This is a genomic window from Pseudoalteromonas shioyasakiensis (assembly GCA_013391845.1).
Classification (GTDB): Bacteria; Pseudomonadota; Gammaproteobacteria; order Enterobacterales; family Alteromonadaceae; genus Pseudoalteromonas; species Pseudoalteromonas apostichopi.
The window spans coordinates 1,582,431-1,608,873 of record CP058414.1 but is presented as its reverse complement, the minus strand read 5'-3'; the positions used below and the strand labels follow the sequence as shown (position 1 = coordinate 1,608,873).

Below are 26,443 nucleotides of genomic sequence, written 5' to 3'. Positions count from 1 at the left end.
TTTAGCCAAGCTTCTACTACGAGATCCACTATGAGCGATAATAATCTAGTTTATTCAACTGCTACGGGTCGCATTGAGCAACCTAAAGAAAGCAAACCAACCCAAGGTAAAATTTTTAAAGACGGCTTTTTGCGTATTGAACGTCAAACCAAAGGCCGCAAAGGTAAGGGTGTCATGTTAGTTGTTGGGATCGACAGCGAACAGCACGACTTAAAAAAATTAGCTAAGACCATTAAAAGTAAAATGGGCCAAGGCGGTGCAGTAAAAGACGGTATCATCGAAGTTCAAGGTGATGACAGAGATAAGCTAAAAGCGATTCTCGAAGGACTAAAATTTAAAGTTAAAATTGCAGGGGGCTAGTCGCCCCCTATATTTTTGAGTTCTGTATTTTATGAATTCAACGAGTTGAGCTGTTCATAAAGTGCAGGCAACTCATCTTCAGGGATAGGCTTGCTATAGTAGTAACCTTGCACAATATAACAGTTGTTGTTTTGTAAAAACTCAATTTGTTCAATGGTCTCAACCCCTTCGGCAACAACATTAAGTTTCAACTTTTGCGCCATAGCAATAATCGCAGCGGTAATTTCCATATCATTAGTATCCTCAGGGATATCTTTCACAAACGAGCGGTCAACTTTCAAGATATCCACAGGGAAACGTTTTAGGTAACTTAATGAAGAGTAGCCAGTACCAAAGTCGTCGATTGAAATTGATACCCCCAAGGCTTTTAATTGATGCAGTTGTAAAATAGCGGCTTCAACATGCCCCATCAGCATACTTTCTGTTAACTCAAGGTGTAAGCGTTTAGGCTCAACCCCTGTTTGCTTGATTATCGTATCAAGAGTCGTCACTAGGTTGGCATCTTTAAACTGGCGAGCCGATAGATTGATTGAAATATTATTCTTCAAATCTTGGCTTGCTAAACGAGCCGCAAATTCACAGGCTTCTCGTAATATCCATGCACCTAACTCAACAATTAAACCGGTTGCTTCAGCAATTGGAATAAATTTCGTCGGTGGGATCATTCCTTCTTCAGGGTGGAACCAACGAATAAGCGCTTCGTACCCAACTACCTGATTATTGCGACAATCCACTTGTGGCTGATAATAAACTCTAAACTGCCCTTCACGGATACCAGTACGTAACTCATTTTCAATAAATAAGCGCTCGTTCGCAGCTGCATTTAATTCTTGGCTATAGAAGTGGAAGGTATTGCGCCCTTTGGCTTTTGCTTCATACATCGCAAGGTCAGCATGTTTAAGTAATTGATCTTCTTCTTGACTATCAAATGGCGCCATAGTGATACCAATACTGGCACTAATGATCACTTCATTATTACCTAATTTGATAGGCTCATTGAGAGTGCGTTGAATCGTATTTGCGACTTCCATGGCGTGTGTTTGATGCTCAATACCACTTAATAATACCGCGAATTCATCGCCGCCTAAACGCGCAATCGTATCTTCTGTACGCAGACGCTTTTTCAGGCGATTAGCAACTTCTACTAGCAACTGATCACCCGCATCATGACCTAGCGTATCGTTGATACGTTTAAATTCGTCTAAGTCAAAATAGAATAAGGCAAATGCATAATGACCACGCTCAGCAAGTGCCATTGACTTGCGCAGCTGCATTCTGAAGAAAGTGCGGTTAGCAAGTCCAGTTAAAGTATCAAAGTAAGCCAGTTGTTCCATTTTACGTTGGCTTTCTTTCACAAACGAAATATCTTGCGCAGATGCCACATAACTGGTGATCTCACCACCATCTTCACGAATTGGTGAAATACTTAGCGAAACCCAAACAGATTGGCGTTCATTAGCTTGTAATAAGGTATCCCCTCGCCAGTAATTACGGCTACGTAAGTCAATATCAATATCATCAACTAAAATAGCCATTTCTTGAGAGATGATATTTAACAGCGGCGAACCAATGAAATGACGCTCTTCGAAACCGGTCATTTCAACCATTTTCGGATTCACGTATTTGATCTCAAAATCTTGGTTCGTGATCACTACACCGGTGCCCGAGAAAGCCACAGCTTTAGATAAGCGGTTAGCTGCCTTTTCAGCTATTTCTTTTTCGCTAATGCGCTGGTTTAGCCCATCAATTAATTTACGAATTTCAATAGCCATGTCTCTGAAAGAGCCATTTAAGGTACCAATTTCATCTTTATTGGCTTTTGGAAACTCTGTTTGTAATTGCCCTTTGCCAAAACTCACCACCGCGTTAACTAATGAGTGAATACGACGCAGTACTAATTGGTAAAGTGCTTGATGCAATAACAAGGCAACTAAAATAGCGTACAAGATAAACAAGCCAAAGAATTTTACTTTTAGCTCTTCTAGTGCTGAAAGTGCCGACGAACGCTTTTTATAAATACCAATATACCAATTTAGGTTCTCAACTTTACGAATATTGATAATGTGAGTTTCGCCATCTTGGACAAATGAATTTGCAGACTCAGGTAATTTTAAGCGAATCGTTTCAGACACTAGCTTTTGCAGATCGGGATTAACAAAATCTTCTGTCAGTAATTTTTTACCTTCTCGTCCATATTGCTCTAAAGTTGTCCTATCTAAATCAGGGTGAGCTAATAACTGACCTTTTGCATCGAAAACAAATAGATGTTGCTCACGATCACCAATAGGCAGTTGTGCCAATAAAGTTTCAAGAGCAATATCGCTACCTGTTACACCAAAAAATTCGTTATCAAGGTAGATTGGCACAAGTACACTAACGACCCATTTATGCCAAATAGTGTCGTAATACACTTTTGACCATACCGCTTCTCGGCTTGGATTAGTTGCAGCTTGGGCATAATTGAAGGCTTCGTCTTTGGTGAAGTCAAAGTCGCCAGGTACATTTAGCGCCCAGTTTGGTGGCGCTATACGAATAAAGTTGTCTTTCGTAACTAAGTAAAAATTAAAGAAATCTTGAATTAAAGTAGGTGAAACGATTTTCCACAATGATTCAGAATCGTTTATAAGCTGCTTATAAAATTCAGAATATTTATCTTGAGGGATAAACGCTGCAGATAAACCATTTTCTGAAGTACTGCGGATACTGCCATCAACGGAAAATTTAATATCGGCGCTTCGTTTGCTTTGTAAGTGAGACTCATTGTGAAGCAGTTGGCTGCTTACAACATTATTAGCCTGCTCAGCGATATTTATTTTAGTTTTAATCAGGCGGTTAAATTGACGACTCAAGCGTTCACTCGAGTGTTTTAAAAGTTCATGCTCTTCAAAAACAAGCTGTTTTTCTTCAGATTTAAGCATCAAAGCCGCAGCACATATACCTGCAATCAAACAAATCGCAGAGATCAGCAGCGACAATTTCATACTTAATGAATTCACACCAAAACGTGATGGCGGTCGTCGATACACCACAGGACTACCTTATTAATAATTGTTATTATTTATTGTGCAAAAACAAATATACCAGATTCATTTTTATATTTATAAATTTTTTATGAAGATTAATGAATTTTCTGAATAAACACATATGATTTCAAAATTAGCCTCGATAGGCGGTTGACTTTACATACAAGTGTTTTTACATTAACTCAATGAAACAAATTATCTCTCGCACTTACTTTTCGTTTTTTAGCTTCTTTAAATAGAGGAGGCTTAACTGTTTGCGAGATAAATTCACCGAATAGCTAAAGCCTCCCACTTGGGAGGCTTTTTTGTTTGCGCACTGTTTTGGAATGAGGAAACCAACATGAGCATTGATACATTAAATGCGTTACGACACGATATTAATGAAATAGATTCCGACTTACTTGTCTTACTGGCAAAAAGACGTCGTATCAGCCACAGCGTGGTTGAGTACAAGATAGCCAATAACAAACCAATTCGCGATGAGGCTCGCGAACAAGCATTACTCGAAAAGCTCATTAGTTATGGAAAATCATTAGGCCTTGATGCGTACTACATTAATAACGTGTTCCAAACCATTCTTGAAGATTCTGTTCTAAACCAACAAGCGATGTTGCAAAAAAACCTTAACCCAGAAGCCATGAGCGAAAGTCATCGTGTTGCTTATTTGGGTGGTCAAGGTTCATACAGTCAATTAGCCTGTCATAAATATTTCAGCCGCCGCCCGGGTAAAGTAATTGAAATGGGTTGTTCTAGCTTTGACCAAATCACCGGTAAAGTAGAAAGTGGCCAAGCTGATTTTGGTTTATTACCCATTGAAAACACCAGTTCTGGTAGTATCAATGAAGTATTCGATTTATTACAGCACGCTCAAGTATCAATTGTTGGTGAAGTGACGCACAGCGTTGAACACTGTTTATTAGCGATGCCTGGTACTGAGTTATCTCATATCAATAAAATATTTGCTCACCCACAGCCTTTTGCTCAATGTAGCCGTTTCATTCAGGGCTTAGGTGACATTCAACATGAAACCTGTGATTCAACTTTCCATGCATTGCAATCAGCAGTTGAAACCGCAAACAGTGCCGCTATCGGCTCTGCACAAGCAGGGAAAAACGTCGGTTTAGAAGTGGTTAAATCAGGCTTGGCCAATCAAAGTGAAAACCATAGCCGCTTCATTGTAGTAGCCCGTAAACCTCTTCAAGTGTCGAAACAAATCCCAACCAAAACGAGTTTAATTATGGCCACCAAGCAACAAGCGGGTTCGTTAGCTGACGCCTTAATGATTTTTAAACATCACAAAATTAACCTTGTAAAACTAGAGTCACGTCCAGTACCTGGAAACCCTTGGGAAGAAGTGTTTTATGTAGATCTCGAAGCAAACCTTGATGACTTACATGTTAAACAGGCACTAGAAGAGCTAAAAGAACATACTCAGTACACCCGTGTACTTGGTTGTTATCAAAGTGAGTCTTTGCAAGCTGTAAGTGTTTAACTGACGATCATTACTGATTAATGAAAGGAGCCGCTTGGCTCCTTTTTCGTATAATTTCATCTTAGATACTTGCACCCACAGCCCCGTCTAAGCATAATCTTGAAAACAATTTCAAATTGGATCATTCATGAATTGGTTAGCAGAATTAGCAACTAAAAGAACACCTTGGTTATTATTAGCATTTATTTCACTAGCGTTTGAAGTCACTGCGTTGTTTTTTCAATACAGCATGGGACTTGAACCATGTATTATGTGCATTTATCAACGTACCGCTGTTTTAGGCTTACTTGCAGCAGGTGTGATTGGAGCGATTAACCCACAAAATATGGTTGTTCGCCTTGTTGCATTTGCTACTTGGGGTATCTCTGCAATCTGGGGTTACTTTATTGCTAAAGAACACATTGCAATGCAAAACAATACCGACCCTTTTGCATTTAGCTGCGCATTTGAGCCTAATTTCCCAAGCTTTATGCCACTGCATGAATGGATCCCTAGCTTTTTTGCAGCCACTGGCGATTGCGGCAATATTGATTGGCAATTTGCATCAATGAGTATGCCTGCATGGATGGAGATTATTTTCGCTGCGTTTTCAATAGTCTTTGTAGCCGTTTTATTTAGCCGTTTAGTAACTAAAAAGTCGTTATAATGATTTATTTTTTTACTAGTCAAATCCCTGCTTTAAAAACTTTTAAAGTAAGGCAGCGCCAGCAAATAATTGCACTTGCTCTGGCTCATTTAAGCCCAAGTAAAAAGATTATTTTATCGGTGTGTAAGCTTGCCTTTCTTGCGCCATTATTTTTAGGTTTAGCCTACTTTGAAGGCTGGATGCTGTTACCTTGGTTATTATTAGCAGGCTTAAGTTACCCACTTATCACAACACCTATCGAAAATTTGTTCGCACTAGCGCATTTAGACAAAGCTATCAATGAATTTAAACAGGGCGAATAACGCCCTGTTTAGGGCGTGTTGACCTTTGTGGATTAAAGTTTGTTCACTCTAGGGGCAATTTAATCGCGGCGCGAGATTTGTAACCTAGTGGACTAAGTAAAAATCGAGCAAAGCTACCGCGTTCTGCCCACGGCCTCTAGCTTCATCTATTTAAGTAATAAAAAGATAATCGCCCCTAGGAAGAACCCAAAAGGTAGCGCGTGTTTGGTATGGATGCTGCGTTATCGCCTATTTATGTTGAACAACCACACGACATAGGCTCTGCCTTGCTTAAATACCAAACATACTGCTGCAAAATTAATCACAATAGGTCAACACGCCCTAGTCTTTTAAAGCGTAATTTTCCCCTCAAGTTTAGCAAATACCTTATCGCCTATTCCTTTTACTTCTTTTAATTGCTCTACCGACTTAAACGGACCTTGCTTATTGCGATGCTCAACAATCGCTTTAGCTTTAGACTCACCAATACCCGGTAATTGAGTAAGTTGATCGATGCTAGCTTTGTTAATACTGAGCTTTTGCATTTTAACTTGTGTTGCTTCGGTTGGTTTTACGGCGAATGCCGGTGTTGTAGGCAGTAACGCAATACTCGTGGCAAGTAAAAGACTTGATAGTAATTTCATAATTTCCTCCGTGATGTCCCTCTTGGACAGGTAGTTAGCTATTACCCAACACTCACTCCATCGCTTGTGTTTAACTTTGGGTAACAATATAAATAAAGCTAATGCCCCTATTATTGTCAAATTTGTTCCATAAAAAATTTCTTTAGATACTTGCAAAGTAAGGCCCGAAGCATTACTGTATATAAAAACAGTAATCAAAGTGGCGATTTTACGCTGCAAATGCCACGCTTAAATGCAGGAGAAATCATGGCTGTTGTTGTTAAATATGTTGTAGAAAGAAACGGAGTCGAGCGCATGACGTTTACTACTAAGAAAGAAGCTGATGCGTATGACAAAATGCTCGACATTGCTGAGTCATTAGAATTAATGCTTGAAAAAGTTGATGTACCATTAAGCGAGCAACAAATTGAATCACTAGCGCTTGAAATGGCAAAAGAAAAAGACCAATTTATGGCTGTACTTAAAGGTGCAAAAGAGGTTCCTGCGAAGCCTAAAAAATCAAAATCAGACGATAACGTTGCAGATATAAAAGAAAAAGCTGCAAGCTAAGCATTGGTTATAAAATTAAAAAAGGGCAACAAATGTTGCCCTTTTTTGTGCTTACTCAAAACTAAAGTGATGACTCAACTTCATCAAATAAATCTGTAATTTCTTTTTTCGGCTCAGTCGTCATTAGGCTCACAACAATAATGGCAATCGTTGATAAAATAAAGCCAGGGACAATCTCATAAATAATTGCACTTAGCGATTGGCCATCGATCTTAATTGGCGCGTAAATCCAAAACAGTACTGTTGCAGCACCGACAACCATACCACTGATAGCGCCTTGTAAGTTCATGCGCTTCCAGTAAAGGCTAAGTAGTACTAATGGACCAAATGCAGCACCGAAACCAGCCCATGCATTACTTACTAAATCCAAAATAGAGCTATCGCGGTCATATGCTAGGTAAATAGCAAATAGAGCAACCAAGATAACACTAATACGACCGACTAATACTAGCTCTTTTTGAGAAGCACTTCGGTTTAAATAAATCTTATAGAAGTCTTCTGTTAGAGAGCTTGAACACACTAGTAATTGCGATGAGATGGTACTCATAATCGCAGCTAAAATAGCAGCCAATAAGAAACCAGCAATTAGAGGATGGAAGATAAGTTCAGACAATACCAAGAAAATAGTTTCTTTATCATCAATTGGCATTTGGTTTTCAAGCATATAAGCAGCACCAAATAAACCTGTTAACACAGCACCAATTGCTGAAAGTGTCATCCACGACATCCCCACACGTCGCATAGTTGGCATATCTTTAACTGAACGCACAGACATAAAACGAACAATAATATGCGGCTGTCCAAAATAACCAAGACCCCATGCCATTGCAGAGATAATAGCAATCGTCGAACCACCAGCAAACCAGTCCATCATATTAAGTGCATGAATTTCAGTTTCTTTTGGTGAGCTTAACAATAAATCATAGCGTGCATTGGCGAGTGTATCCATGAATGGTTGATCAAGCATAGTATATGTCGCAATTGGTACTGCAAGCAGCGAGATAAACATGATACAGCCTTGAACAAAGTCTGTAAGGCTTACTGCTAAGAAGCCACCAAACAAGGTATATAACACCACAACGCCAGTTGTGATATACAGACCCATTTCATAGCTCATATTAAATGAGTTTTCGAATAACTTACCACCCGCGACAACACCTGATGAAGTATACAAGGTGAAGAAAACAATGATTACTATCGCAGAAATAACACGCAGTATATTTTTATTATCATCAAAGCGGTTTGCGAAATAATCTGGAATGGTGATTGAGTCATTCGCTTTCTCAGTATAAACACGTAAACGAGGCGCTACCAAGAAATAGTTAGCCCAAGCACCGAGTACTAGACCTATAGCAATCCAAACTTTGCTTAAGCCGAACAGATACATTGCACCTGGTAAGCCCATTAGCAGCCAACCACTCATATCTGATGCACCTGCTGAAAGCGCAGCAACACTTGGTGATAAATTACGACCACCTAGCATATAACCTGATACATCGTCTGTGGATTGCTTATAAGCGTATAGCCCAATCCCCAACATTACGATGAAGTACAATGCTAACGAAATTATCATTCCTGTTTCCAAATTAGCCTCCAATAATTGTTTAATGTTGGCTTTTAATCCGAATAATGACTCGCAAGTTACTTAATTTTAAGACATTATTGGGGTAAAAACCGATATCACTCATGACTATAACATGCTTCTACCCTACAACTCCAATCAAGCCGTTCAGTGGCAGGGTTTACAATTACAACCTTTTCATAACAAAAATGTGATATTTAATCGCTAGTTATAGAATTTCATTACAATTTATCCTAGTCTTAGGATCACAGAAAATCAGTATTTATCCTCAAAAATGAATATTTAATTAATGCTATTTTAGGCACGATGACTTATATTGCTCATGGATAAATGAATTAACCGAAGTGGACTTGCTAGGACTATGTATTTTTACGCTGCACGCCAACCTATTTTAGATAAGGAAAAGAAACTTGTCGGCTACGAACTCTTGTTTAGGGATGGCGTAGATAACGTTTTTCCTGATATTGACGGTGATGAAGCGACATCTCGACTCATTGAAGGTAGTCAGTTCAATTTTGGTTTAGAAGATTTAACGGATAACAAACCAGCCTACATTAATTTCACTTTAGAGACACTCCAAAAAGGCTACCCACTTTTACTGGGTAAAGAGCAAGTAGTTGTCGAAATTCTTGAAACGATTCAACCGGGTAAACGTTTACTAGCAATGGTTCAAGATTTAAAAGAGCGCGGATATACGCTTGCCCTTGATGATTACATACACCAACCTGTTTGGCGCCATTTTTATCCGTATATCGATATTATCAAAATTGACTTTTTAACCTGTGATAAAGAGTCTATTGAATCCGTCGTTGAGGCAATCAAACCTCACCCGCACATCAAGTTACTCGCCGAGAAAGTTGAAACATACGAAAAATACCAACTTGCTTTGGACATGGGGTTTAGCTATTTTCAAGGCTTTTTCTTTTCAAAGCCTGAAATGGTGCAAAGTAAAACTTTACCTCCTTCTGAGATGGCTCTTGCCGAGCTTTTATACGAAACCTCAAGTATTGATTTAAATCTCAGAAAAATCACCGAGGTGTTTGAACGAGACGTTAACTTATCTTACAAGTTATTACGCTATTCAAACTCAGCAGCTTTCAAACGCAGAGCTGAAATTAGCACGATAAAACAAGCGCTGATTGTTTTAGGCAGTGAAGAAATCAAACGTTTCTTATCACTTTTATTTGCAGCACAAGTTGCGGCAGATAAACCTGCAGAGCTGATACGTTTATCACTAACCCGCGCCCGTTTTGCTGAGTTATTAGCAATAAGCCATGGCAAGTTACGTGATACGGGTATGGCATTTTTAACTGGTATGATGTCGTTAATGGACGCTATCCTCGATGAAGATATGCCAAGCGTAATGGGTAAACTTCCTCTTACAAATGAAATCAAGGGTGCTTTGCTTCATGGTGAAGGATTACTAGCGACTTATTTACGCTTAGTAAAATTTTATGAACAAGCTGAGTGGGATAAAGCAAAGGATATTCAAGAAGAACTGGGTCTTAAACCCGAAGAAGTACCTGATGCTTACCACGATGCATTAAGCTGGTCTAATGAACAAATGGGTGTATTTGGAGATTAACTTCCCCCATATAAACATAAAAATGCCAGCAATTGCTGGCATTTTTATTGGTTTGATTTTTTAGGTTAGAGATTTTCTAGGAAATCTTCATCAAAATCATCGGGTTCTTTTTCTACTGGTGGATTACCATCATGTAGCTCATATAATTGACGCTGGAAGTAGATATCCTTCATAAAAATGTAAGGGTCTAACGACTCATTTAATAAGCTCTCTTGCGGCATCAACGAGGCACGTGCTTCAACGGCTTTTAGCGCAAATACCAGAATAGTTTGTGGTGTGGTTAGTGTAATTTCAGGTAGAACGAAGTTATCTACCACATCACCAGTTAGATTTCGTGCTGTACTTGGCCCCATACCTGGGATCATTAAATAAGCACCATCACCGACTCCCCATACACCTAGGGTTTGACCAAAATCTTCATCGACAATTTCTAAACCAAGCGATGAGGCTACATCAAATAAGCCAAGTAGACCTACCGTAGAGTTCACTAGAAAGCGCGCTAAACTAATACCCATATTACCTGGTTTACCCTGCAGACCAGCATTGACCATATCTGTCGGCGCTGTAATGTTATCAGTAAAATTAACAATACTGCGTCTAACAGGGGTTGGTGTCACTGTAACATAACCAACGGCTGCTGGACGAAGAATATAGGCATCAAGCACGTCCATATTAAAATCATACATAGGACGGTTAAACGACTGTAATGGGTCTCGCTCATCCACTTTTTCTTCAGGTATCTGTGCGCATCCTGCAAGTACTAAAAAAAAGATAAAAAATATACTGTGCCTAAACATCGGCTATCCTTACGGTATTAACTCATTAATTAGCAGTGAATATTCTTTAACGTTTGCACGCTCTAAGACATCCGACTTGCCTTCCAACTCGCCGCTTGAAGTTACCACAGTTGCATCTTTTGATAAACGCGCAGTTAAAATAATTTTATCGACACTAGATAGATTCAGACCTTCAACCATCGCATTAGTATCACTTAACATCACTGTTAACGGAAAACTATACTCTGTCATTTTAACTACAGCCAATGGCATTTGCGGGCCACTTGCCGCTTTAGCAAAAATAAACAATGTACCGTTTTGCGGCTGTGAATCGGCAAGTGCAGGGTCTAAATCAACTGTGATGCTAATTTCACTGCTTGTAGCCTCTGCTAATTCAGTCTTTTTGACTTGCTGATCATTACTTAAATGGGCATCGATTTCGGCAATACGCTCTGCAATCATGCTATAACGCGGGTCGCTTTGCTGCATACTTGCAAGCAATACTTCAAATGCTGTTTTAGCTTGAAGCCAATCTTTACGCTCATAAGCAATCAATGCTAATAATGAGATTGCATCAATATTAGTTGGCTCTGCTTTTAGCACTCTTGATAACATAGTCGCTGCTCGAGACATATTCGCATCACTGCCTTCCATTAGCAAAACTTGCGAGTAGCTGATCAGCACTTGTTTGTTATCAGGATTCATTTTAAGCACTTTATCAAATGACTGCATTGCCATATCAAATTCATTTAATGACATAGCAACACGACCTAGTAGCATCCACGCCACTTCATCGTCACCACTTTGATCAAGCTTAGTACGCAGTGCTAAAGCAAAAGCTTGTAGCTCATTCGGTGTTAAAGGCTCACCTTCTTGCATAACGGCACGCTCACCGTATGACTTAAGATTAGCCATCGCGTCATGCCAGCCTTTAATTTGCTGCTGACTACCGGTATAACCATAAAAGATAGCTGTTAAAACAATCAAAAAGCCTGCGCCAGTAAGGGCAAAAATACGGTTATTACCTTTACTGTTCAACGCTTTTTCAGGCGACAACTCATTGAGTAAACGACGTTTTTGTTCGATAACTGACTCATCGTGCATTTGTGCATCAATACGTTGGTTATCGAGTTCAGTTTTAAGTTCATCTAAACGTTGATGATAAATTCGGATTAACTCCGAGTTTGCATTGTGATCAAGACGTTGAATACGCTCACGTTTAAAAAACGGTACGACAACAAATAGCAATGCAATCAGTGTGAGTAAAACAAAAGAAGCCCACATTAATGCCATCTAGCTTTGCTCCTGACGTTGATTTTGTTCAATTAATTTTGCAAGTAATGCTTCGTCTTGCTCTGTCCATGTTTGTTTCACTGATGCCTTGCGTTGGCGTAAAACAATAAAGCCAAAGCCAAGAACCACAATCAATACAGGCAATACCCACAATACCAAGGTTGCTGGTGTGACTGGTGGATCGTAGTGTACGAAGTAACCATAACGGTCAATCATGTAATCAATGACTTCATCTTTGCTTTTGCCATCTTTTACCAGCGCTAACACCTTATCGCGTAAGTCTTTGGCTACAACCGCGTCTGAGTCAGCTATATTTTGGTTTTGACATTTTGGACAGCGCAGCTCTTTGGTTAGCTCACTAAAGCGAACGGCTTGTTCTTTATCATCAAATTGATACTTGTCTTGCTCTGCAAATGCTGTAAACGTGATAAACAAACTTACTAAAAAGATCACGAGTCTCATTACTGTAACTCCTGCATTAACGGTGCGAATTTAGCACGCCATACACGCGGATTAATATCGCCTGTATGGTGCAGCAAAATAGTGCCTTGCTTATCGACTAAGAAGGTTTCTGGCGCACCAGAAACCCCTAAATCAAGAGCTAAAGTGCGCTTTAAATCTAAGATATTAAATTGATACGGGTCGCCGGCACGATTAAGCATGCTAGTTACGTCTTCACGTAGTGCGTTAATATCAAACTGACCATCGAAATCAGGGTCATAGCCTTGTTCATAGTATAAACCAACTATCTTAACGCCCTGCTCTCTAAGCTCAGTCAAGTAACCTAACTCAGCTAAACAAGTCGGACACCAAGTACCCCATACATTAAGTAGGTAAACTTCACCTTTTAAATCGGCGTTAGTCCAACGCTTTGACTCATCCATCAAATCTGGCAAGTTAAAAGTAGGCATAGCCTGCCCAATACGCCCTGTTTGTAACTCACGAGGATTAGCAAACAAACCTTGATATAAAAACACACACAGTAAAACGAACACCAATAAAGGCGCTAGTGCGATGAGTTTGCGATTCATACTAAAGCCTCCTGCTTAGTCGACTTCTGGCGATAGCGTTTATCACCAAGCACTAAAAAGCCTGCCAGTGAAATCAAGATACCACCGAGCCACATCCAACGAACATAAGGTTTATGATAAATACGTAACGACCAAGCACCTTGGCTTAATTGCTCACCCAGTGCTAGGTATAAGTCTCGTGTAAAACCGGCATCAACAGCCGCTTCTGTCATAAATTGCATACCAATGTCATAACGACGCTTTTCAGCATGTAAAACGGTCACTTTTTTATCATTTTTCAGTACAGTGACGACACCTGCATGACCACTATAGTTTGCGCCACGAATTGTTTTAACACCGTCAAATCGGTACTGGTATTCATTTAAAGCCACGGTTTCGCCAGGCTTCATTGATACATCACGCTCAACTGAGTAAGCAGAAGTTAACGTTACACCTGCAATCACGAATGCTAAACCAATGTGACCTAAAACCATCGCCCAGTAACTTAGCCCTAGTCGTTTAAAGCCTTCGCCTAGAGAGCTATGAATAGTCACTTTTGCAGCTAAATCAACAAGAGTGGTAACAAAAATCCATACCGCCAATGCTGTTGCAATAAAAGTAATTGGCGCAATCACGTCGTAGCTTGAATACAACCATGCCGCCGTTGCAACTAAACTTACTGCTGCCGACAGAACAAGTTTGTTCTGCAGCATTGACCATTTGTTTTGTTTCCAACGTAACAGTGGACCCATACCCATTAAAATGGCAAATGGCACTAGTAGAATAGCAAACATCTTGTTGAAGAAAGGCTCACCAATCGAAATACTGCCTAAGCCAAGCTCTTTGTGGATCATTGGCAGTAAAGTACCTAGAAGTACAATCAGCGTTGCCACAACTAAAAATATATTGTTTAACCAAAGGGCAACTTCACGTGAGGCAAACTTATAACGGCCCTCACTTTTCACCTGTGAAACACGCAGTGCATACAGCGATAAACCTCCACCCACAACAATGGCTAAGAAAGCTAAAATGAACATACCGCGATTAGGATCTGACGCAAAGGCATGCACAGATACAATAATGCCCGATCGAACAATAAAAGTACCAAGTAAGCTTAGAGAGAATGCCGCAATAGCCAGTAACACTGTCCATGACTTAAATACACCACGTTTTTCTGTGGTTGAGAGTGAGTGTAATAGCGCTGTTGCCACAAGCCATGGCATTAAAGAAGCGTTTTCAACGGGATCCCAGAACCACCAGCCGCCCCAGCCTAGTTCTGAGTATGCCCACCAACTACCGATGGTAATACCTAAAGTTAAAAACCCCCATGCAGCCATAGTCCAAGGACGAGACCACTTGGCCCAAGTATTATCGAGTTTACCAGTAAGTAGCGCAGCGATTGCGAATGAGAAAGACACTGATAGACCTACGTAACCCATATAAAGCAATGGCGGGTGAATAATCATACCTGGGTCTTGCAGTAATGGATTTAAATCGCGACCTTCAACTGGGAAATACGGCAATAGACGTTCAAATGGGCTCGACATTAACAAGGTATACAGCATAAAGCCGACACCTAAAAAGCCTAACACACCAAGCACTCGGGCACGTAAAACCCAAGGCAATGATTGCGAGCGCATAGCAACAACGGCTGTCCAACCTGCTTGCATCACTAACCAAAGTAAAATTGCTCCTTCATGACCACCCCATGTCGAAGTGATTTTGTAGTACCAAGGTAAGGTGCTACTTGAGTGATAAGCAACGTACGATACGGTAAAGTCGTCGGTTAAACTGGCATAAATAAGTGCTGCAAATGATAAAAGTACAAATACGAACTGCCCAATTGCTAATGATGGAGCTGCGCGCATTAAACGTAAATTGCCGGTATGCGCCCCCCACAAAGGAAAAATACACAGTAAAACACTGAGCACCATAGCCAGTGTTAAAGAAAAATAACCGAGTTCTGGGATCATATTAATTACCGTTCTCTAAGTTATACGTCGGTTTTTCGTGTTTAATACCTTTCACTGCTTCTGCAACTTCTGCTGGCATATACTCTTCATCATGCTTTGCAAGAACTTCAAAGGCATCAATTTCATTCGCTTTTACTAACACGCCCTGCGCCACAATCCCTTGGCCTTCACGAAATAAGTCTGGCAAAATCCCTTGATAATTAATGGTCACCATAGGGCCTTTATCTATTAACTTAAAGCTTACCTTTAAGCTTGATTCATCTCGAACAACTGAGCCTGGAACAACCATGCCACCTATACGTAGCTTCTGACCGATGTGCGGTTTTTCTTTATTTGGTCCTTTACCCTCAACAAGTTCACTTGGGGTATAGAATAGATTGATGTTTTCTTGCAGTGCATAAAGCACTAAACCAATGGTTGCACCCACACCAAAAATAATGGCTACAACAGCTAATAAACGTTTTTTACGTCTTGGATTCATTGCCCTGCCTCTTGCTTCGCTTTCTTAATGCGCTCTTCACGTTGTGCTTGCTGCCTAACTGAAGAGAAAATACGCTTTGTATCGTTTAACGAACTAAATAAAATACCGAGTAAAATCAATGCACAGCTGCCAAAAGACAACCACACATAAAAGCCATAGCCACCCATGGCAATAAAATCTGAAAAAGAATCAAACTGCATGATTAACCTCGCTTAAGCATATCACGCACCCAAGGGCGGTGCTTTTCACGTTGTAAAATTTCGTTTTTAAGGCGGATTAAAGTCACAACCCCAACAAAACCTGCAAACGCAACTATGTTCACCATTAATGGCCAAAACATGCTTGGATCAATGGCTTTAGTATCAAACTTTGTAATGGTTGCACCTTGGTGCAAGGTATTCCACCACTCTACCGAGAAGTGAATAATCGGTAAGTTGATAACTCCAACAATCGCTAAAATACAGGCGGCACGACCCGCTGCTTTTTTATCTTCAAAAGCATGATAAAGCGATAACACACCCAAGTATAAAAATAACAGAATGAGCTCAGAGGTAAGACGCGCATCCCACACCCACCATGCGCCCCACATAGGTTTACCCCATGCTGCGCCGGTAATTAGTGCTATCGCTGTCACACATGCCCCAACTGGTGCAATTGCAATTACAGCAAGTTCAGCATTACGTAATTGCCATACTAGTGCGATCACTGCTGCAATCGCCATAGAAGAATAAGCGCCCATTGATAAAATTGCTGAAGGCACATGGATAAAAATAATTCGGTAGCTATCTTTTTGTTGGTAATCGGCTGGAGCATAAGCAAGCCCCCAGACCCATCCAACAATCATACAGACCACCGTAACGACGGCGAAATAAGGCAGTAAGGTGTTACACAATTGGTAAGCACGATCTGCTTTTGCGTAGGGATGTAACCACTTCCACATATTAACTTACACTCACTTTCAATGCTGACGATATGGCAATTGGCGCCGCTATAATCGCTACGATTAGCATGGCACCAAGAATTGCAAGCTGTCCGCTATAGGCAAGCTCCATAGAGCTGGTATCAATAGCAGAGGTTGCAAAGATTAGTACAGGGATATACAAAGGCAAAACAAGCAAACTCATTAGAATGCCGCCTTTTTGCAGTCCCACAGTAAGTCCAGCGCCAATTGCGCCAATGAAGCTAAGCAATGGTGTCCCCAACAATAACGTGAGAACAGTTGCTAAAAGCGCTGAACTTTCTAAATTCAATAACAAAGCAAATACCGGTGTCATTAACACTAAAGGCAGCCCCGTAATAACCCAATGAGCCGCAACTTTTGCAAGCACTGTCAACGGTAATGGATACGAAGAGGCAATTAATTGCTCTAATGTTCCGTCGTGATAATCATCACGAAATAGTTTATCTAGGCCTAACATTGTCGATAGTAACGCAGCAACCCAAATAATACCCGGAGCCATGCGAGCTAGCAGTCCAGGCTCAGGGCCAATTGCTAACGGAAAAAGTGTAATAACAATAAGAAAAAACAAGATGGGGTTAACGATTTCAGCACGCTGACGAAACGCTAATTTCAGATCTTTAGAAAAAACCGCAGAGAATAATTGCCAATACGAATGCTGCTTTACCATCAGTGGCGATACTCCAAAGTCACTGTTTTTAGGTCACTAAATTGTGTCGTTAAATCTTGGTGGGTGGTTAATAGAATTGCGCCGCCAGCATTTAAATGCTCAACAAAGCGTTCTTGCAAAAATGCTACACCGCTTTTATCAAGAGCCGTAAATGGCTCATCAAGGATCCATAGCTTGGCACTATTTAACCACAACCTTACTAAGGCTACACGGCGCTGCTGTCCTGCTGACAACATGCGAACAGGCACATCTTCAAGGCCAACTAAACCTATTTTTGCTAGGATCGGATATAAGTCTTGCTTGCAATCATAACCATTAATTTTTAGCCAAAATGCAACATTCTCAAGGGCAGTGAGTTGCGTATTTACACCGGTTTTATGGCCGATGAACATTAGCTCTTGTGCATATTCATCATAGTATTTTGTAATCGAACGCTCTTGGTAAAAAACATCGCCTTCATCTGGCATAGCGAAACCCGCGATAATGCGCAATAATGATGTTTTACCAGCCCCATTCGGACCAGCTAACTGCATAATTTGCCCCGATTTCAAGCTGAAATTAAGATCCGCAAACAAACAACGATCTTGCTTGATGCAGGTGACGGCCTTAATGTGTAACAAGATGACGATTCTCTATACCCAAAATTAGGCGTTAGTCTACCATAATGATAGGGTAATACGAATATTGCTTTAAAACGATTAACTTATATTTGATCTAAAATAATGAATAAACAAAGCCAGTTGACTCTCAGCACTCAGCTTAATCTAGACCCAAAAGCAATCAGCAGTGCATCAGAACACTCACCAAATGATGCCTTAAAAATGCTGGCTGAGCAGAGCCTAACTGCCCGTAATATTGTGATTGGTAAGCACAGCGTGCAAATGGACGTGCTAATCAATAACTCATGGCAAACATTACGCTTATCAACAGAGCAAGAGAATCTCAAAACTGAGCGCTTTTTAGCGGCCAACATTCAATTAAGTAGTGATGGTAAACAGCTGACTATCACACCATCACCGCTGACGATTACACTTGGCAAAAGCCAGCAGTTACAAGCACTACTGAACTTGCTAACGCAAGGGAGTGCAAATACAAATCTGCCACACCCAGCTCAGATTGCACCAAGCAAACCTTTACTACAACTACCGACATTAAAAACAGAGTTTACTCTTAACAATAGCCTCGTTGCTCTTTTAAAAGCTGAAGCACCACTTAAAGCCATTTTGCTGCCTGCTACCAATCAACAAAACAGCTTTAACTTAAATATTATTAATCGCTTTGGCGATTCATTGCATCAACAAAGTGTTAACCAACAAAAAGTAGCCGAGTTGGTGGCTAAGCTAACCCCTGAAATGAACTTAAAACTAGCTGGGCAGCAAGTGCAACTGAGTGTTGCTAACAAACAACAAAACGAATTAATTCTACCTCTTTCAAGAATGTCGCCAAAGCAAGCCAAACAGATTCAAGCCCAGTGGCAATTTCACCCGCATGCATTAAAACTAATCCCCCAGCAAGTTAAAAATACTGTTGAACTGATAAATAAAGCACCTGTGCAACAAATACTGTTAAAGAATTCGCTGTCTGAAACATTTAACCAAGCATTAAAAAGCCAAGCTGTTGAACCTAAGAATACGTTGTTAGCACCATCGAGCAGCTCAAATTCACCAATTAGCTCTTGGCTAAAAGACAGTTTTGCTGATTTAAAAACGCGTATTAGTGATGCAGTGCGCTATTTTGAAAAACTCCCTGCTACCACAAAAGCTGCTGTTAACCAGTCAACGCATCAGCTGATTGAAAGCAAAAACATGATTAGCCAGCTAGGCTTTAATGCTAATAAAATCAATATAATAAAGTTTGCCGCTGTTCAACAAACCGCGCCACAACACGCTGCGTTCCAAGTAGCGCAAAAAGCCAGTGGGCCAGTTACAGCTAATACGCCATTACCTACGTCTAAACAGACAGAATCATTAACCGAAAGTCAGTCTGCAAAGCAAGTTAGTTTACCCGTAAGCTATAACAAGGCGGCACCTTTAATACAACTATTGCAGCGAATAAAAGTCAGTTTAGAGCCGCTTGTTAATGCACAAACTCAGGCGAGTCAATCATCAACAAACAGTAGCAAAACACAACCTTCTTTGCTGAGCACAGATAATACTTTGCAAACAGCGCCTACAGACAACAAAGCTGTTAATACACTGAGTTCTGGTAAGCCTGTACCTGAACAGCTTGCTCAAGTTAAAAGTAATCTTGCAAATTCAGTAGTTAAAAATAGCAGTGAGCAGGTTATACAAACTAAACAAGCGACATTAAACTCAGCGACTCGAGCACTTAGTGAGCAAACCGCAGGGTTACAAAAAGTTGCTCAGCAGCAAACTCAATTACACGCCCCTTTTTTAGCTTTGAAAGAACCGAACTTGAGTCAGCCATTATTGCCGATAAGACCGATTGAAGCGGCACTGATTTCGAAACTATTACCGCTCCCTGAAAGCAAGCCTATAGCAAGCATACCTCTACCGGTGCAATTAACAGAAAAACTTGTAGCACTGAGTGAACAAAATACATTATCTTCAGTAGATTTAAATCGACTCGTTAATCAAGCATTTAATCGCATGATCTCGAGTCAAAACATGCACCCTACAACGATTGAACGAGAACTTTTAAGTATCCTCAGGCCAACAGCGCTGCCTAGCCAAACTCAGCAAGCAAGCTTTAGCCAAGGGTTAGAACAATTAGCAGTGGCTACACTTGCCGCACCAATTATTAACCAAGCACCAACCAACCTTAGTTTTAATAATCAGACAGGTCTTGATGCCTTACTGCAAGTGTTAGTGCCCAACTTTAAAGCCGTTAACGGCAGTAAGTTACTAGAACAGCTACAGCAGCCTGCGATGCAAGCTATGGCAGCTGAAGCTTCACAACTAAAAAACACTTTGGCTCAGGTGCAAACAACGCCCATCAATCAGCAACAAGATAACAGTGCTTTGGCGCAGTTTTTCTTGCCGATGAAGTTACCTCCTGATACTGGGCAAACAGAAATCAGCTTAGGGCAGTATAAAAAGCCAAGTAAAAATAAACTCGAAGCTAAGAATGTCTGGTTTGTGCGGTTGAACTTTGATTATGCCCAGCTTGGCAAGTTACAAATTACCGCAGAGGTGATGGATAAAGCAGTTGATTGTCAGTTACTCGCTTCTTCACAAGAAGTAACCGCACTTGCTCATCCGCACTTAGAAACACTGCGTCATAAATTAGCTGGCCATGGCTTAAATGTAGGCGAGCTAAACTTGCAGCAAGGTACATCAAGCCACCAAGCTTTTTATAAATCGCATGCGATTATTAATATTAAGGTGTAATATTTATGAGTGAACAATCGGTGCATAAATCAGCAATTGGCCTACTATATGAAGCAGGCAGCTCGCCACGAGTAACCAGTAAAGGCTTTGGTGAATTGGCTGAAGAAATCGTTAAACTTGCTGAGCAAAAAGGTATTTTGATACACCAAGATGCTGACTTAGCACAAACCTTATCGCATCTTGAGTTAGGTGAAGAAATTCCAAAAGAGCTTTACTACGTGATTGCTGAGTTAATTGCTTTTTCATATGTATTACGTGGTAAATTTCCACCGGGTTGGCAAGATTTTCAGGGTAAGCTCAACATTCAAGCTTAGGGTTCAAAAACTCAAATAAAAAAGCGCCTCATTGGGCGCCTTTTTGTTTATGAAGTGACATGAGCAGCTCTGCTTCGGCTCTGGGTAATTCACATTCACGAATTATTTCTTCTAAATCAGCACCTAGCTCAACCATTTTTACCGCTCGCGAATAAATTTTCGCATTCGGATCATCATATTTTTGTGCATCTTGCAGCTGCTCAAGCTCTTTACTTTTCTCTTCAACAGCGACAACTCGTTTGCCAATACTAAGCATTCCGGCACGCATTTCAGCCACTTCGCTACGCAAAATACTCAACTGTTGCTGAGCTTCTTGTAGCTGTTTTTGCTTGGCTTGAATCGCCAGCGCTTGCTTATTGTTATTGACAAAAATAAGCCCCAAACACACTAATACAAGCAAGATTGAGGCACCAAACAAAGAGTATAACAGCATATAATTTCCAAACGCTTATAGTGCGCTTAGCTCGTCCCACTCATCGTCATTTAATAATTTATTAAGATCAACCAAGATCAATAACTCACCATCACGGTTTGATACGCCTTGGATAAACTTAGCACTCTCTTCAGTGCCAATATTTGGCGCACTATCAATTTCAGAGCTACGTAGGTAAACCACTTCAGCAACACTGTCGACTAAAATACCGATCACTTGCTTTTCTGCTTCGATGATGACGATACGTGAATTATCAGTTACCTCTGCGCCCATCAGACCAAAACGCGCACGAGTATCGATAACAGTAACAACATTACCGCGTAAGTTGATGATACCTAACACATAAGAAGGCGCACCTGGCACAGGAGCAATTTCTGTATAGCGAAGTACTTCTTGTACTTGCATTACGTTAATGCCGTACGTTTCTTCTTCAAGTTTAAAGGTTACCCACTGTAACACTTCATCGTTGCTATCAGCGTTTTTATTTGCTGACAGTAGTCTTTCTTCACTCATGCTATTACTCCGTAAAAATAGTTACTGCTCACGGCTGTCTAAGCCCTGCTCTAGCAATTGATTTAAATTTTCAACGTCAATCAAGGCGCACATTTTCTCTTTGATGACACCTGCAAGCCAAGGCCGCTTACCTGATTTCGCTCGCCATTTTACATCTTCTTTACGAAGCGTAATATTATTTACGAGCTTTTCAGCCAATAATCCCCATTGACTGTCGCCTAAGGTGATTAAATACTGATAATTTAGTGATTGTTCTAATTTTTCATCATATTTTTCTGGCATTACCCAGCGTGCTGTGTCAACAACATTAAGCTTTTCTTCTCGGTTAAGCATTACACCTTTAAACCATTTAGGCTTGCCAAATAATTGATTAACCTCTCCCAGCTGATGAATTCCCCCTAATGCTTTTAAAGGTACAGCAAGAGTTAAACCCGCCACTTCAAAGAACAACGCCTGAAACTCACCATCAAAATAGTCTTCTTGACGATCAGACGAAGTTTTTGCAACCAGTCCAGCTTTAGGTTCTGCAACTATATCTTTGATATTAGCTTGGTTCTCGGTTTTCTCAAGCTCTTTAGTCGGTTCAGGGGTCGGTAAAGCAGATTTTGGGGTAGGCTGAACCTCTGTCAGCTTTTCTTCTGTCTTAGTTTCAGGCTCTTTAACCTGCTCCAGTAACTTTGCAACCGGCTCTAGATTTTCTTCAGTAGGCTCATCTTCACACAACAAAGCGCCCAAATATTGGGTCATCACTTTTTCATTGGCAAATAAATGCTTACTCATCTTTAACCCTGTGCAATTAAGTAATCAAGCAGTGCGCGATATGCAAACACGCCACGTGAGCGTGGGCAAAATTGAATCGGCACCTGTTGTGCTAAACTAGCATCTCGAAATTTTGTATCGACGGGCACCACGCCTGACCATACTTTATCTTTGTAATTATCCTGCAGAGTCTTATAAGCTTCAAGTGATGCTTTAGTACGTTTGTCGTACATTGTTGGAATAATCGTATATTGGTACTGTTTTGCTTGCGATGTTTGCATTAGCTCCATCGTACGCATCATACGGTCAAGACCTTTCAAGGCCAAAAACTCTGTTTGTACTGGTACTAATATCCGTTCGCTCGCGGCAAGTGCATTCACCATTAAAACACCTAAAACAGGTGGGCAATCAATAATTGCATAATCGTAATGGTCACTAATTTTAGCTAGTGCTTTTTTAAGTATCAGACCCATACCATTTTTATTGCCCATGCTTCTATCTAGCGTAGCAATTGCCATTGTCGCCGGTAAAATGTCAAGATTCTCTAGCGTAGATGGGCACAGAGCCTGTAAAACTTCTTCACTGGCCATACTATTGCCGCGTGCAAAGATATCATACACGCTGACTTCAAGCTCTTCAGAATCAATGCCAAAATAATAAGTTAATGATGCGTGCGGATCAGTGTCAATAAGTAACACTCGTTTTCCTTGTAAAGCAAGAATGCCAGCAAGGCTAACAGCTGTTGTTGTTTTCCCTACCCCACCTTTTTGATTCGCTACGGTCCAAACTTTCACATCACACCTTATTATTGTTCATTGCGCGTGGTAATCCTAATGCCACCGTGCGGTAATTGAATCACTTTAATGCTGTTATCATCACTTGGCAACTCAATTTCTGTCGTCTTTTCCGGTTGATTTTGTGATTCTTGTTCAGTACTTTGCGGCTCTTCGGGGGGTAAACCATACTTCGATAACGCTACGACCACTTTACGGTTCTCCGCGCGACCTTGCTCAGTGTCATTACTAGCGAAAGGTGAATATTCACCATAACCTTCAATAGCCATTCGAGCAGGATTAATACCTAAACTCTCAAGTTCAACAAGTATTGATGTTGCACGGGCTACCGATAACTCCCAGTTAGAGCGAAACATTTCATTACGAATACCTTCGTTATCAGTATAACCACGCACGCGGATATAGTTATCAACAGGCGCTATAATATCTCTAACTAAACCTACAACTTCCTTTGCACGTTGCTGTGCAACAGCACTGCCCGAAGAAAACAACATACCTGAGCTTAGTTCAATAATAAGCCAGTCTTGATGAAGCTCTAAACTTGCTTCACCATCACGAATTTCATCAATTAGTGCAGATTGTAGTTTAGTTAGCAAACTATCAAGGGGCTTGCCTAGATGCTTTTTATCAATATTACTCGTTTCACTTTGCCCATCAAGTAATTCAGGCCCTTGCTCATCCTTTCGGATACTTTCACCGTAAAGGATGTCTTTTTCTGGACTGACTCTGTCTGTTAAAATTCCGGTGCCGTTCACTCCGGTTCCAACTTGCTGTTGCTCACGAGCTGATTTCTCGAAAACCTGCTCAAGCGAATCGGAGAGAATTTGAAAGTCTTCATTTTTATTAATTGCTATGGCATACATGACCACAAAAAAAGCAAACATGATAGTCATGTAATCGGCATAAGAAACAAGCCAACGCTCGGTATGTTGGTTTTTTGACGTGTTATGACGCAGACGACGGCGCATCATAATAAATTACTCTTCAACTAAGCTTGGACGCTCAACACGGTACGCCTCAAGTTTTAGTTCTATATTCAGTGGGCTTTCACCTTGCGAGATAGCAATAATGCCTTCAGCAAGTAATTCATGATACAGCATCTTTTGTTCAATTTGCTGCTTTAACTTATTGGCCATAGGTAAGAATAATAAATTAGCTAAACCTACACCGTAGATGGTAGCGATAAAAGCGGTGGCGACACCCGCACCCAATTTTTCAGGATCTGTTATAAATTGCATTGCCTGAATCAAACCAAGTACCGCACCTAAAATACCAATTGTTGGACTATAACCCCCCATCGCTTCATAAACTCGGCTAACCTCTAACAAGCGCTCTCGTTCAAGCATTAAGTCAATTTCAAGGGTATCTCTAAGCTTTTGCTCATCGATACCATCAACGAGTAGACTCAACCCTTTTGCCGCGTATGGGTCTGTATGAGTAAGTGCCTCAGATTCAAGCGCTAAGTAACCTTCTTGGCGTGCTTTGTGCGACCAGCGCTTTACTTGTTCGATAGCTGCATCAATATCATGATATGGCGGAAAGAACACCCAATGACTAATTTTGAGTGTTTTTGCAAAAACACTACCAGGGGTCTGGAGCATAACAGCCCCAAGCGTACCGCCAAGAACAATAATCAGCGCAGGTCCATTGAACAAAGCTGTGACAACGCCGCCTTCTAATGCATAACCAAATGCAATAGCACTAATTGCGATAATTAAGCCGAGAAAAGACAGCTTATCCACAGCCAGTCTCACGCGTTAGGCGGGCTGCAACATCTGTGAGCGCTAAGCTTTCACTAGCCAAACCAGCATTCGCAACGGCTTGTGGCATACCATACACTACACTGGTTTTTTCATCTTGCGCCCAAATGGTTGCACCGACTTGCTTAAGCATACGCGCTCCATCACGACCATCAGCACCCATACCCGTTAACACCACGGCTAGAACATCACCGCCATAGGTTTTTGCTGCACTCGCAAAGGTGACATCAACACTTGGCTTATAAGTAATACGTGGGCTATCATCTTCAAACACACGTAATGTACGAGAGCCGCTGCGCCCTTCAATCAACATTTGTTGACCACCTGGCGCTAAATAGGCTGTACCTGGCATTAAGCGGTCACCATTTTGCGCTTCTTTCACATTGATTCTGCATAAACCATTGAGGCGTGCTGCAAAAGCAGGAGTAAACGCAGCTGGCATATGTTGAATAAGCAAAATAGGATGCGGAAAGTTAGCAGGCAGCTGAGTTAAAATGGTCTGTAGCGCAACCGGCCCACCAGTTGATGTACCAATAGCAACCAACTGATATTGCTTGCCCGAAGCTCGAATTTTACTTGTACTCGATGACGATTCCGCAGGCGAACTAGCAGGAGCTGAACGGCTAAAGCTGCGATCAGGCTGAACAATACCGCTGCTAGTACTTGTAGCGCTACTGCCCCTTGGTGCAGGAGCCGGAGTTGGTCTCGAAATAGGTGCTGGGCGCGAAAAACGAGAGAGGCGACGACGACCAATTTCTTTTACTTTATTTTGTAAAAGCGCGATTGCATCTTCATTATTACGTGCAATGTCTTCGAATTTTTTCGGTAAAAAATCTAAAGCACCAGCATCAAGTGCATCGAGGGTTGCTGTTGCACCATCACGGGTGAGTGATGAGAACATTAAAATAGGAGTCGGTGTTGCTGCCATTATTTCTTTCACAGCACTAATGCCATCAAGAACTGGCATCTCAACATCCATAGTAATTACATCAGGTCTTAATTCACGGGTTTTATCTACCGCCTCACGACCATTAACGGCAAAACCAATTACCTGAATATTGCTGTCTTGCTCTAAAATTTCGCTTACTCTGCGGCGAAAAAAGCTTGAATCATCAACAACTAATACTTTGACTGCCATTGGCACTCTCTTGTTTTATATCATTTAAAGTGCAGCTAAACACTGCACTTTATTATTTA

Annotated in this window: 28 protein-coding genes; 8 read left to right on the top strand and 20 right to left on the bottom strand. The window is 40.9% G+C overall.

Annotation, left to right across the window (positions count from 1 at the left end; translation table 11 throughout):
• Positions 1–30: 30 nt before the first annotated feature.
• Positions 31–360 (top strand): stress response translation initiation inhibitor YciH, encoded by a 330-nt coding sequence (locus HYD28_07410; protein QLE08812.1) that lies wholly within the window; start codon positions 31–33, stop codon positions 358–360.
• 29 nt (positions 361–389) lie between these two features.
• Here the strand turns inward: HYD28_07410 and HYD28_07405 are convergent, their stop codons facing one another.
• Positions 390–3,389: an EAL domain-containing protein gene (locus HYD28_07405; GenBank protein ID QLE08811.1), complete on the bottom strand. Its 3,000-nt coding sequence runs from the start codon at positions 3,387–3,389 to the stop codon at positions 390–392.
• A gap of 334 nt (positions 3,390–3,723) precedes the next feature.
• Here HYD28_07405 and HYD28_07400 point away from each other — a divergent pair, with 334 nt between their 5' ends.
• From HYD28_07400 to HYD28_07390, 3 genes are all read left to right on the top strand, one after another.
• On the top strand, positions 3,724–4,875 hold the full coding sequence (locus tag HYD28_07400) for a chorismate mutase (GenBank protein QLE08810.1): 1,152 nt from the start codon (positions 3,724–3,726) through the stop codon (positions 4,873–4,875).
• Between the two features lie 127 nt (positions 4,876–5,002).
• A complete protein-coding gene (dsbB, locus tag HYD28_07395) occupies positions 5,003–5,521 on the top strand; it encodes a disulfide bond formation protein DsbB (GenBank protein QLE08809.1) in 519 nt (172 codons plus the stop codon).
• Positions 5,521–5,823 carry a hypothetical protein gene (locus HYD28_07390; protein ID QLE08808.1) on the top strand — a complete coding sequence of 101 codons (303 nt, stop codon included), beginning with the start codon at positions 5,521–5,523 and terminating at the stop codon, positions 5,821–5,823. Before dsbB ends, HYD28_07390 begins: the two co-directional genes overlap by 1 nt.
• A 329-nt stretch (positions 5,824–6,152) precedes the next feature.
• Here the strand turns inward: HYD28_07390 and HYD28_07385 are convergent, their stop codons facing one another.
• Positions 6,153–6,446 (bottom strand): helix-hairpin-helix domain-containing protein, encoded by a 294-nt coding sequence (locus tag HYD28_07385; protein QLE08807.1) that lies wholly within the window; start codon positions 6,444–6,446, stop codon positions 6,153–6,155.
• Positions 6,447–6,692: 246 nt separating this feature from the next.
• Here HYD28_07385 and HYD28_07380 point away from each other — a divergent pair, with 246 nt between their 5' ends.
• Entirely contained in the window at positions 6,693–6,995 is a 303-nt protein-coding gene (locus tag HYD28_07380; protein QLE08806.1) for a YebG family protein, read from the top strand.
• 61 nt (positions 6,996–7,056) lie between these two features.
• Here the strand turns inward: HYD28_07380 and putP are convergent, their stop codons facing one another.
• Complete coding sequence (gene putP, locus HYD28_07375; protein QLE08805.1) at positions 7,057–8,568, bottom strand: sodium/proline symporter PutP; 1,512 nt, start codon at positions 8,566–8,568, stop codon at positions 7,057–7,059.
• Positions 8,569–8,938: 370 nt separating this feature from the next.
• On the opposite strand from putP, the gene HYD28_07370 reads away from it, so the two are divergent.
• A complete protein-coding gene (locus HYD28_07370) occupies positions 8,939–10,162 on the top strand; it encodes an HDOD domain-containing protein (GenBank protein QLE08804.1) in 1,224 nt (407 codons plus the stop codon).
• Positions 10,163–10,227: 65 nt separating this feature from the next.
• Here the strand turns inward: HYD28_07370 and HYD28_07365 are convergent, their stop codons facing one another.
• The 10 genes from HYD28_07365 to ccmA are packed head-to-tail and all read right to left on the bottom strand — an operon-like array spanning position 10,228 to position 17,943.
• Positions 10,228–10,959 carry a VacJ family lipoprotein gene (locus tag HYD28_07365; GenBank protein QLE08803.1) on the bottom strand — a complete coding sequence of 244 codons (732 nt, stop codon included), beginning with the start codon at positions 10,957–10,959 and terminating at the stop codon, positions 10,228–10,230.
• A 9-nt stretch (positions 10,960–10,968) separates the two neighbouring features.
• Positions 10,969–12,231, bottom strand: a complete 1,263-nt coding sequence (gene ccmI / locus HYD28_07360) for a c-type cytochrome biogenesis protein CcmI (GenBank protein QLE08802.1) — start codon at positions 12,229–12,231, stop codon at positions 10,969–10,971.
• The gene (locus HYD28_07355; protein QLE08801.1) at positions 12,232–12,693 is read right to left on the bottom strand and encodes a cytochrome c-type biogenesis protein CcmH; all 462 of its coding nucleotides are present in this window, start codon (positions 12,691–12,693) and stop codon (positions 12,232–12,234) included. It abuts the gene before it with no gap.
• Positions 12,693–13,262 (bottom strand): DsbE family thiol:disulfide interchange protein, encoded by a 570-nt coding sequence (locus HYD28_07350; GenBank protein ID QLE08800.1) that lies wholly within the window; start codon positions 13,260–13,262, stop codon positions 12,693–12,695. Before HYD28_07350 ends, HYD28_07355 begins: the two co-directional genes overlap by 1 nt.
• A complete protein-coding gene (locus HYD28_07345; protein ID QLE08799.1) occupies positions 13,259–15,214 on the bottom strand; it encodes a heme lyase CcmF/NrfE family subunit in 1,956 nt (651 codons plus the stop codon). Before HYD28_07345 ends, HYD28_07350 begins: the two co-directional genes overlap by 4 nt.
• A 1-nt stretch (position 15,215) precedes the next feature.
• Complete coding sequence (gene ccmE, locus HYD28_07340) at positions 15,216–15,695, bottom strand: cytochrome c maturation protein CcmE (GenBank protein QLE08798.1); 480 nt, start codon at positions 15,693–15,695, stop codon at positions 15,216–15,218.
• Positions 15,692–15,895: a heme exporter protein CcmD gene (gene ccmD, locus HYD28_07335; protein ID QLE08797.1), complete on the bottom strand. Its 204-nt coding sequence runs from the start codon at positions 15,893–15,895 to the stop codon at positions 15,692–15,694. The genes ccmE and ccmD overlap by 4 nt, the downstream gene beginning before the upstream one ends.
• 2 nt (positions 15,896–15,897) lie before the next feature.
• A complete protein-coding gene (locus tag HYD28_07330) occupies positions 15,898–16,635 on the bottom strand; it encodes a heme ABC transporter permease (GenBank protein ID QLE08796.1) in 738 nt (245 codons plus the stop codon).
• Position 16,636: 1 nt separating this feature from the next.
• Positions 16,637–17,323 (bottom strand): heme exporter protein CcmB, encoded by a 687-nt coding sequence (gene ccmB / locus HYD28_07325; GenBank protein ID QLE08795.1) that lies wholly within the window; start codon positions 17,321–17,323, stop codon positions 16,637–16,639.
• Entirely contained in the window at positions 17,323–17,943 is a 621-nt protein-coding gene (gene ccmA, locus HYD28_07320; protein ID QLE08794.1) for a cytochrome c biogenesis heme-transporting ATPase CcmA, read from the bottom strand. The genes ccmB and ccmA overlap by 1 nt, the downstream gene beginning before the upstream one ends.
• A gap of 732 nt (positions 17,944–18,675) precedes the next feature.
• Between ccmA and HYD28_07315 the strand changes: the two genes are divergently transcribed.
• On the top strand, positions 18,676–20,673 hold the full coding sequence (locus HYD28_07315) for a flagellar hook-length control protein FliK (GenBank protein QLE10510.1): 1,998 nt from the start codon (positions 18,676–18,678) through the stop codon (positions 20,671–20,673).
• A 5-nt stretch (positions 20,674–20,678) separates the two neighbouring features.
• On the top strand, positions 20,679–20,987 hold the full coding sequence (locus HYD28_07310) for an EscU/YscU/HrcU family type III secretion system export apparatus switch protein (GenBank protein ID QLE08793.1): 309 nt from the start codon (positions 20,679–20,681) through the stop codon (positions 20,985–20,987).
• Between the two features lie 28 nt (positions 20,988–21,015).
• Here the strand turns inward: HYD28_07310 and HYD28_07305 are convergent, their stop codons facing one another.
• The 7 genes from HYD28_07305 to HYD28_07275 are packed head-to-tail and all read right to left on the bottom strand — an operon-like array spanning position 21,016 to position 26,384.
• On the bottom strand, positions 21,016–21,420 hold the full coding sequence (locus tag HYD28_07305) for a DUF2802 domain-containing protein (GenBank protein ID QLE08792.1): 405 nt from the start codon (positions 21,418–21,420) through the stop codon (positions 21,016–21,018).
• 15 nt (positions 21,421–21,435) lie between these two features.
• Positions 21,436–21,933, bottom strand: a complete 498-nt coding sequence (locus tag HYD28_07300; protein QLE08791.1) for a chemotaxis protein CheW — start codon at positions 21,931–21,933, stop codon at positions 21,436–21,438.
• A gap of 21 nt (positions 21,934–21,954) precedes the next feature.
• The gene (locus HYD28_07295; GenBank protein ID QLE08790.1) at positions 21,955–22,713 is read right to left on the bottom strand and encodes a chemotaxis protein CheW; all 759 of its coding nucleotides are present in this window, start codon (positions 22,711–22,713) and stop codon (positions 21,955–21,957) included.
• A gap of 2 nt (positions 22,714–22,715) precedes the next feature.
• Entirely contained in the window at positions 22,716–23,486 is a 771-nt protein-coding gene (locus HYD28_07290) for a ParA family protein (protein QLE08789.1), read from the bottom strand.
• A gap of 11 nt (positions 23,487–23,497) precedes the next feature.
• Positions 23,498–24,457 (bottom strand): OmpA family protein, encoded by a 960-nt coding sequence (locus HYD28_07285; protein QLE08788.1) that lies wholly within the window; start codon positions 24,455–24,457, stop codon positions 23,498–23,500.
• Between the two features lie 6 nt (positions 24,458–24,463).
• On the bottom strand, positions 24,464–25,228 hold the full coding sequence (locus tag HYD28_07280) for a flagellar motor protein (GenBank protein QLE08787.1): 765 nt from the start codon (positions 25,226–25,228) through the stop codon (positions 24,464–24,466).
• Positions 25,221–26,384 carry a chemotaxis response regulator protein-glutamate methylesterase gene (locus HYD28_07275; GenBank protein QLE08786.1) on the bottom strand — a complete coding sequence of 388 codons (1,164 nt, stop codon included), beginning with the start codon at positions 26,382–26,384 and terminating at the stop codon, positions 25,221–25,223. The genes HYD28_07280 and HYD28_07275 overlap by 8 nt, the downstream gene beginning before the upstream one ends.
• Positions 26,385–26,443 lie beyond the last annotated feature (59 nt).

Excerpts from the sequence above, each read along its gene's own strand:
- HYD28_07410 (QLE08812.1), top strand. The coding sequence starts at position 31 with ATGAGCGATAATAATCTAGTTTATTCAACTGCTACGGGTCGCATTGAG.
- HYD28_07400 (QLE08810.1), top strand. The coding sequence starts at position 3,724 with ATGAGCATTGATACATTAAATGCGTTACGACACGATATTAATGAAATA.
- dsbB (QLE08809.1), top strand. The coding sequence starts at position 5,003 with ATGAATTGGTTAGCAGAATTAGCAACTAAAAGAACACCTTGGTTATTA.
- HYD28_07390 (QLE08808.1), top strand. The coding sequence starts at position 5,521 with ATGATTTATTTTTTTACTAGTCAAATCCCTGCTTTAAAAACTTTTAAA.
- HYD28_07385 (QLE08807.1), bottom strand. The coding sequence starts at position 6,446 with ATGAAATTACTATCAAGTCTTTTACTTGCCACGAGTATTGCGTTACTG.
- HYD28_07380 (QLE08806.1), top strand. The coding sequence starts at position 6,693 with ATGGCTGTTGTTGTTAAATATGTTGTAGAAAGAAACGGAGTCGAGCGC.
- putP (QLE08805.1), bottom strand. The coding sequence starts at position 8,568 with ATGATAATTTCGTTAGCATTGTACTTCATCGTAATGTTGGGGATTGGG.
- HYD28_07370 (QLE08804.1), top strand. The coding sequence starts at position 8,939 with ATGTATTTTTACGCTGCACGCCAACCTATTTTAGATAAGGAAAAGAAA.
- HYD28_07365 (QLE08803.1), bottom strand. The coding sequence starts at position 10,959 with ATGTTTAGGCACAGTATATTTTTTATCTTTTTTTTAGTACTTGCAGGA.
- ccmI (QLE08802.1), bottom strand. The coding sequence starts at position 12,231 with ATGGCATTAATGTGGGCTTCTTTTGTTTTACTCACACTGATTGCATTG.
- HYD28_07355 (QLE08801.1), bottom strand. The coding sequence starts at position 12,693 with ATGAGACTCGTGATCTTTTTAGTAAGTTTGTTTATCACGTTTACAGCA.
- HYD28_07350 (QLE08800.1), bottom strand. The coding sequence starts at position 13,262 with ATGAATCGCAAACTCATCGCACTAGCGCCTTTATTGGTGTTCGTTTTA.
- HYD28_07345 (QLE08799.1), bottom strand. The coding sequence starts at position 15,214 with ATGATCCCAGAACTCGGTTATTTTTCTTTAACACTGGCTATGGTGCTC.
- ccmE (QLE08798.1), bottom strand. The coding sequence starts at position 15,695 with ATGAATCCAAGACGTAAAAAACGTTTATTAGCTGTTGTAGCCATTATT.
- ccmD (QLE08797.1), bottom strand. The coding sequence starts at position 15,895 with ATGCAGTTTGATTCTTTTTCAGATTTTATTGCCATGGGTGGCTATGGC.
- HYD28_07330 (QLE08796.1), bottom strand. The coding sequence starts at position 16,635 with ATGTGGAAGTGGTTACATCCCTACGCAAAAGCAGATCGTGCTTACCAA.
- ccmB (QLE08795.1), bottom strand. The coding sequence starts at position 17,323 with ATGGTAAAGCAGCATTCGTATTGGCAATTATTCTCTGCGGTTTTTTCT.
- HYD28_07315 (QLE10510.1), top strand. The coding sequence starts at position 18,676 with ATGAACTTAAAACTAGCTGGGCAGCAAGTGCAACTGAGTGTTGCTAAC.
- HYD28_07310 (QLE08793.1), top strand. The coding sequence starts at position 20,679 with ATGAGTGAACAATCGGTGCATAAATCAGCAATTGGCCTACTATATGAA.
- HYD28_07305 (QLE08792.1), bottom strand. The coding sequence starts at position 21,420 with ATGCTGTTATACTCTTTGTTTGGTGCCTCAATCTTGCTTGTATTAGTG.
- HYD28_07300 (QLE08791.1), bottom strand. The coding sequence starts at position 21,933 with ATGAGTGAAGAAAGACTACTGTCAGCAAATAAAAACGCTGATAGCAAC.
- HYD28_07295 (QLE08790.1), bottom strand. The coding sequence starts at position 22,713 with ATGAGTAAGCATTTATTTGCCAATGAAAAAGTGATGACCCAATATTTG.
- HYD28_07285 (QLE08788.1), bottom strand. The coding sequence starts at position 24,457 with ATGATGCGCCGTCGTCTGCGTCATAACACGTCAAAAAACCAACATACC.
- HYD28_07275 (QLE08786.1), bottom strand. The coding sequence starts at position 26,384 with ATGGCAGTCAAAGTATTAGTTGTTGATGATTCAAGCTTTTTTCGCCGC.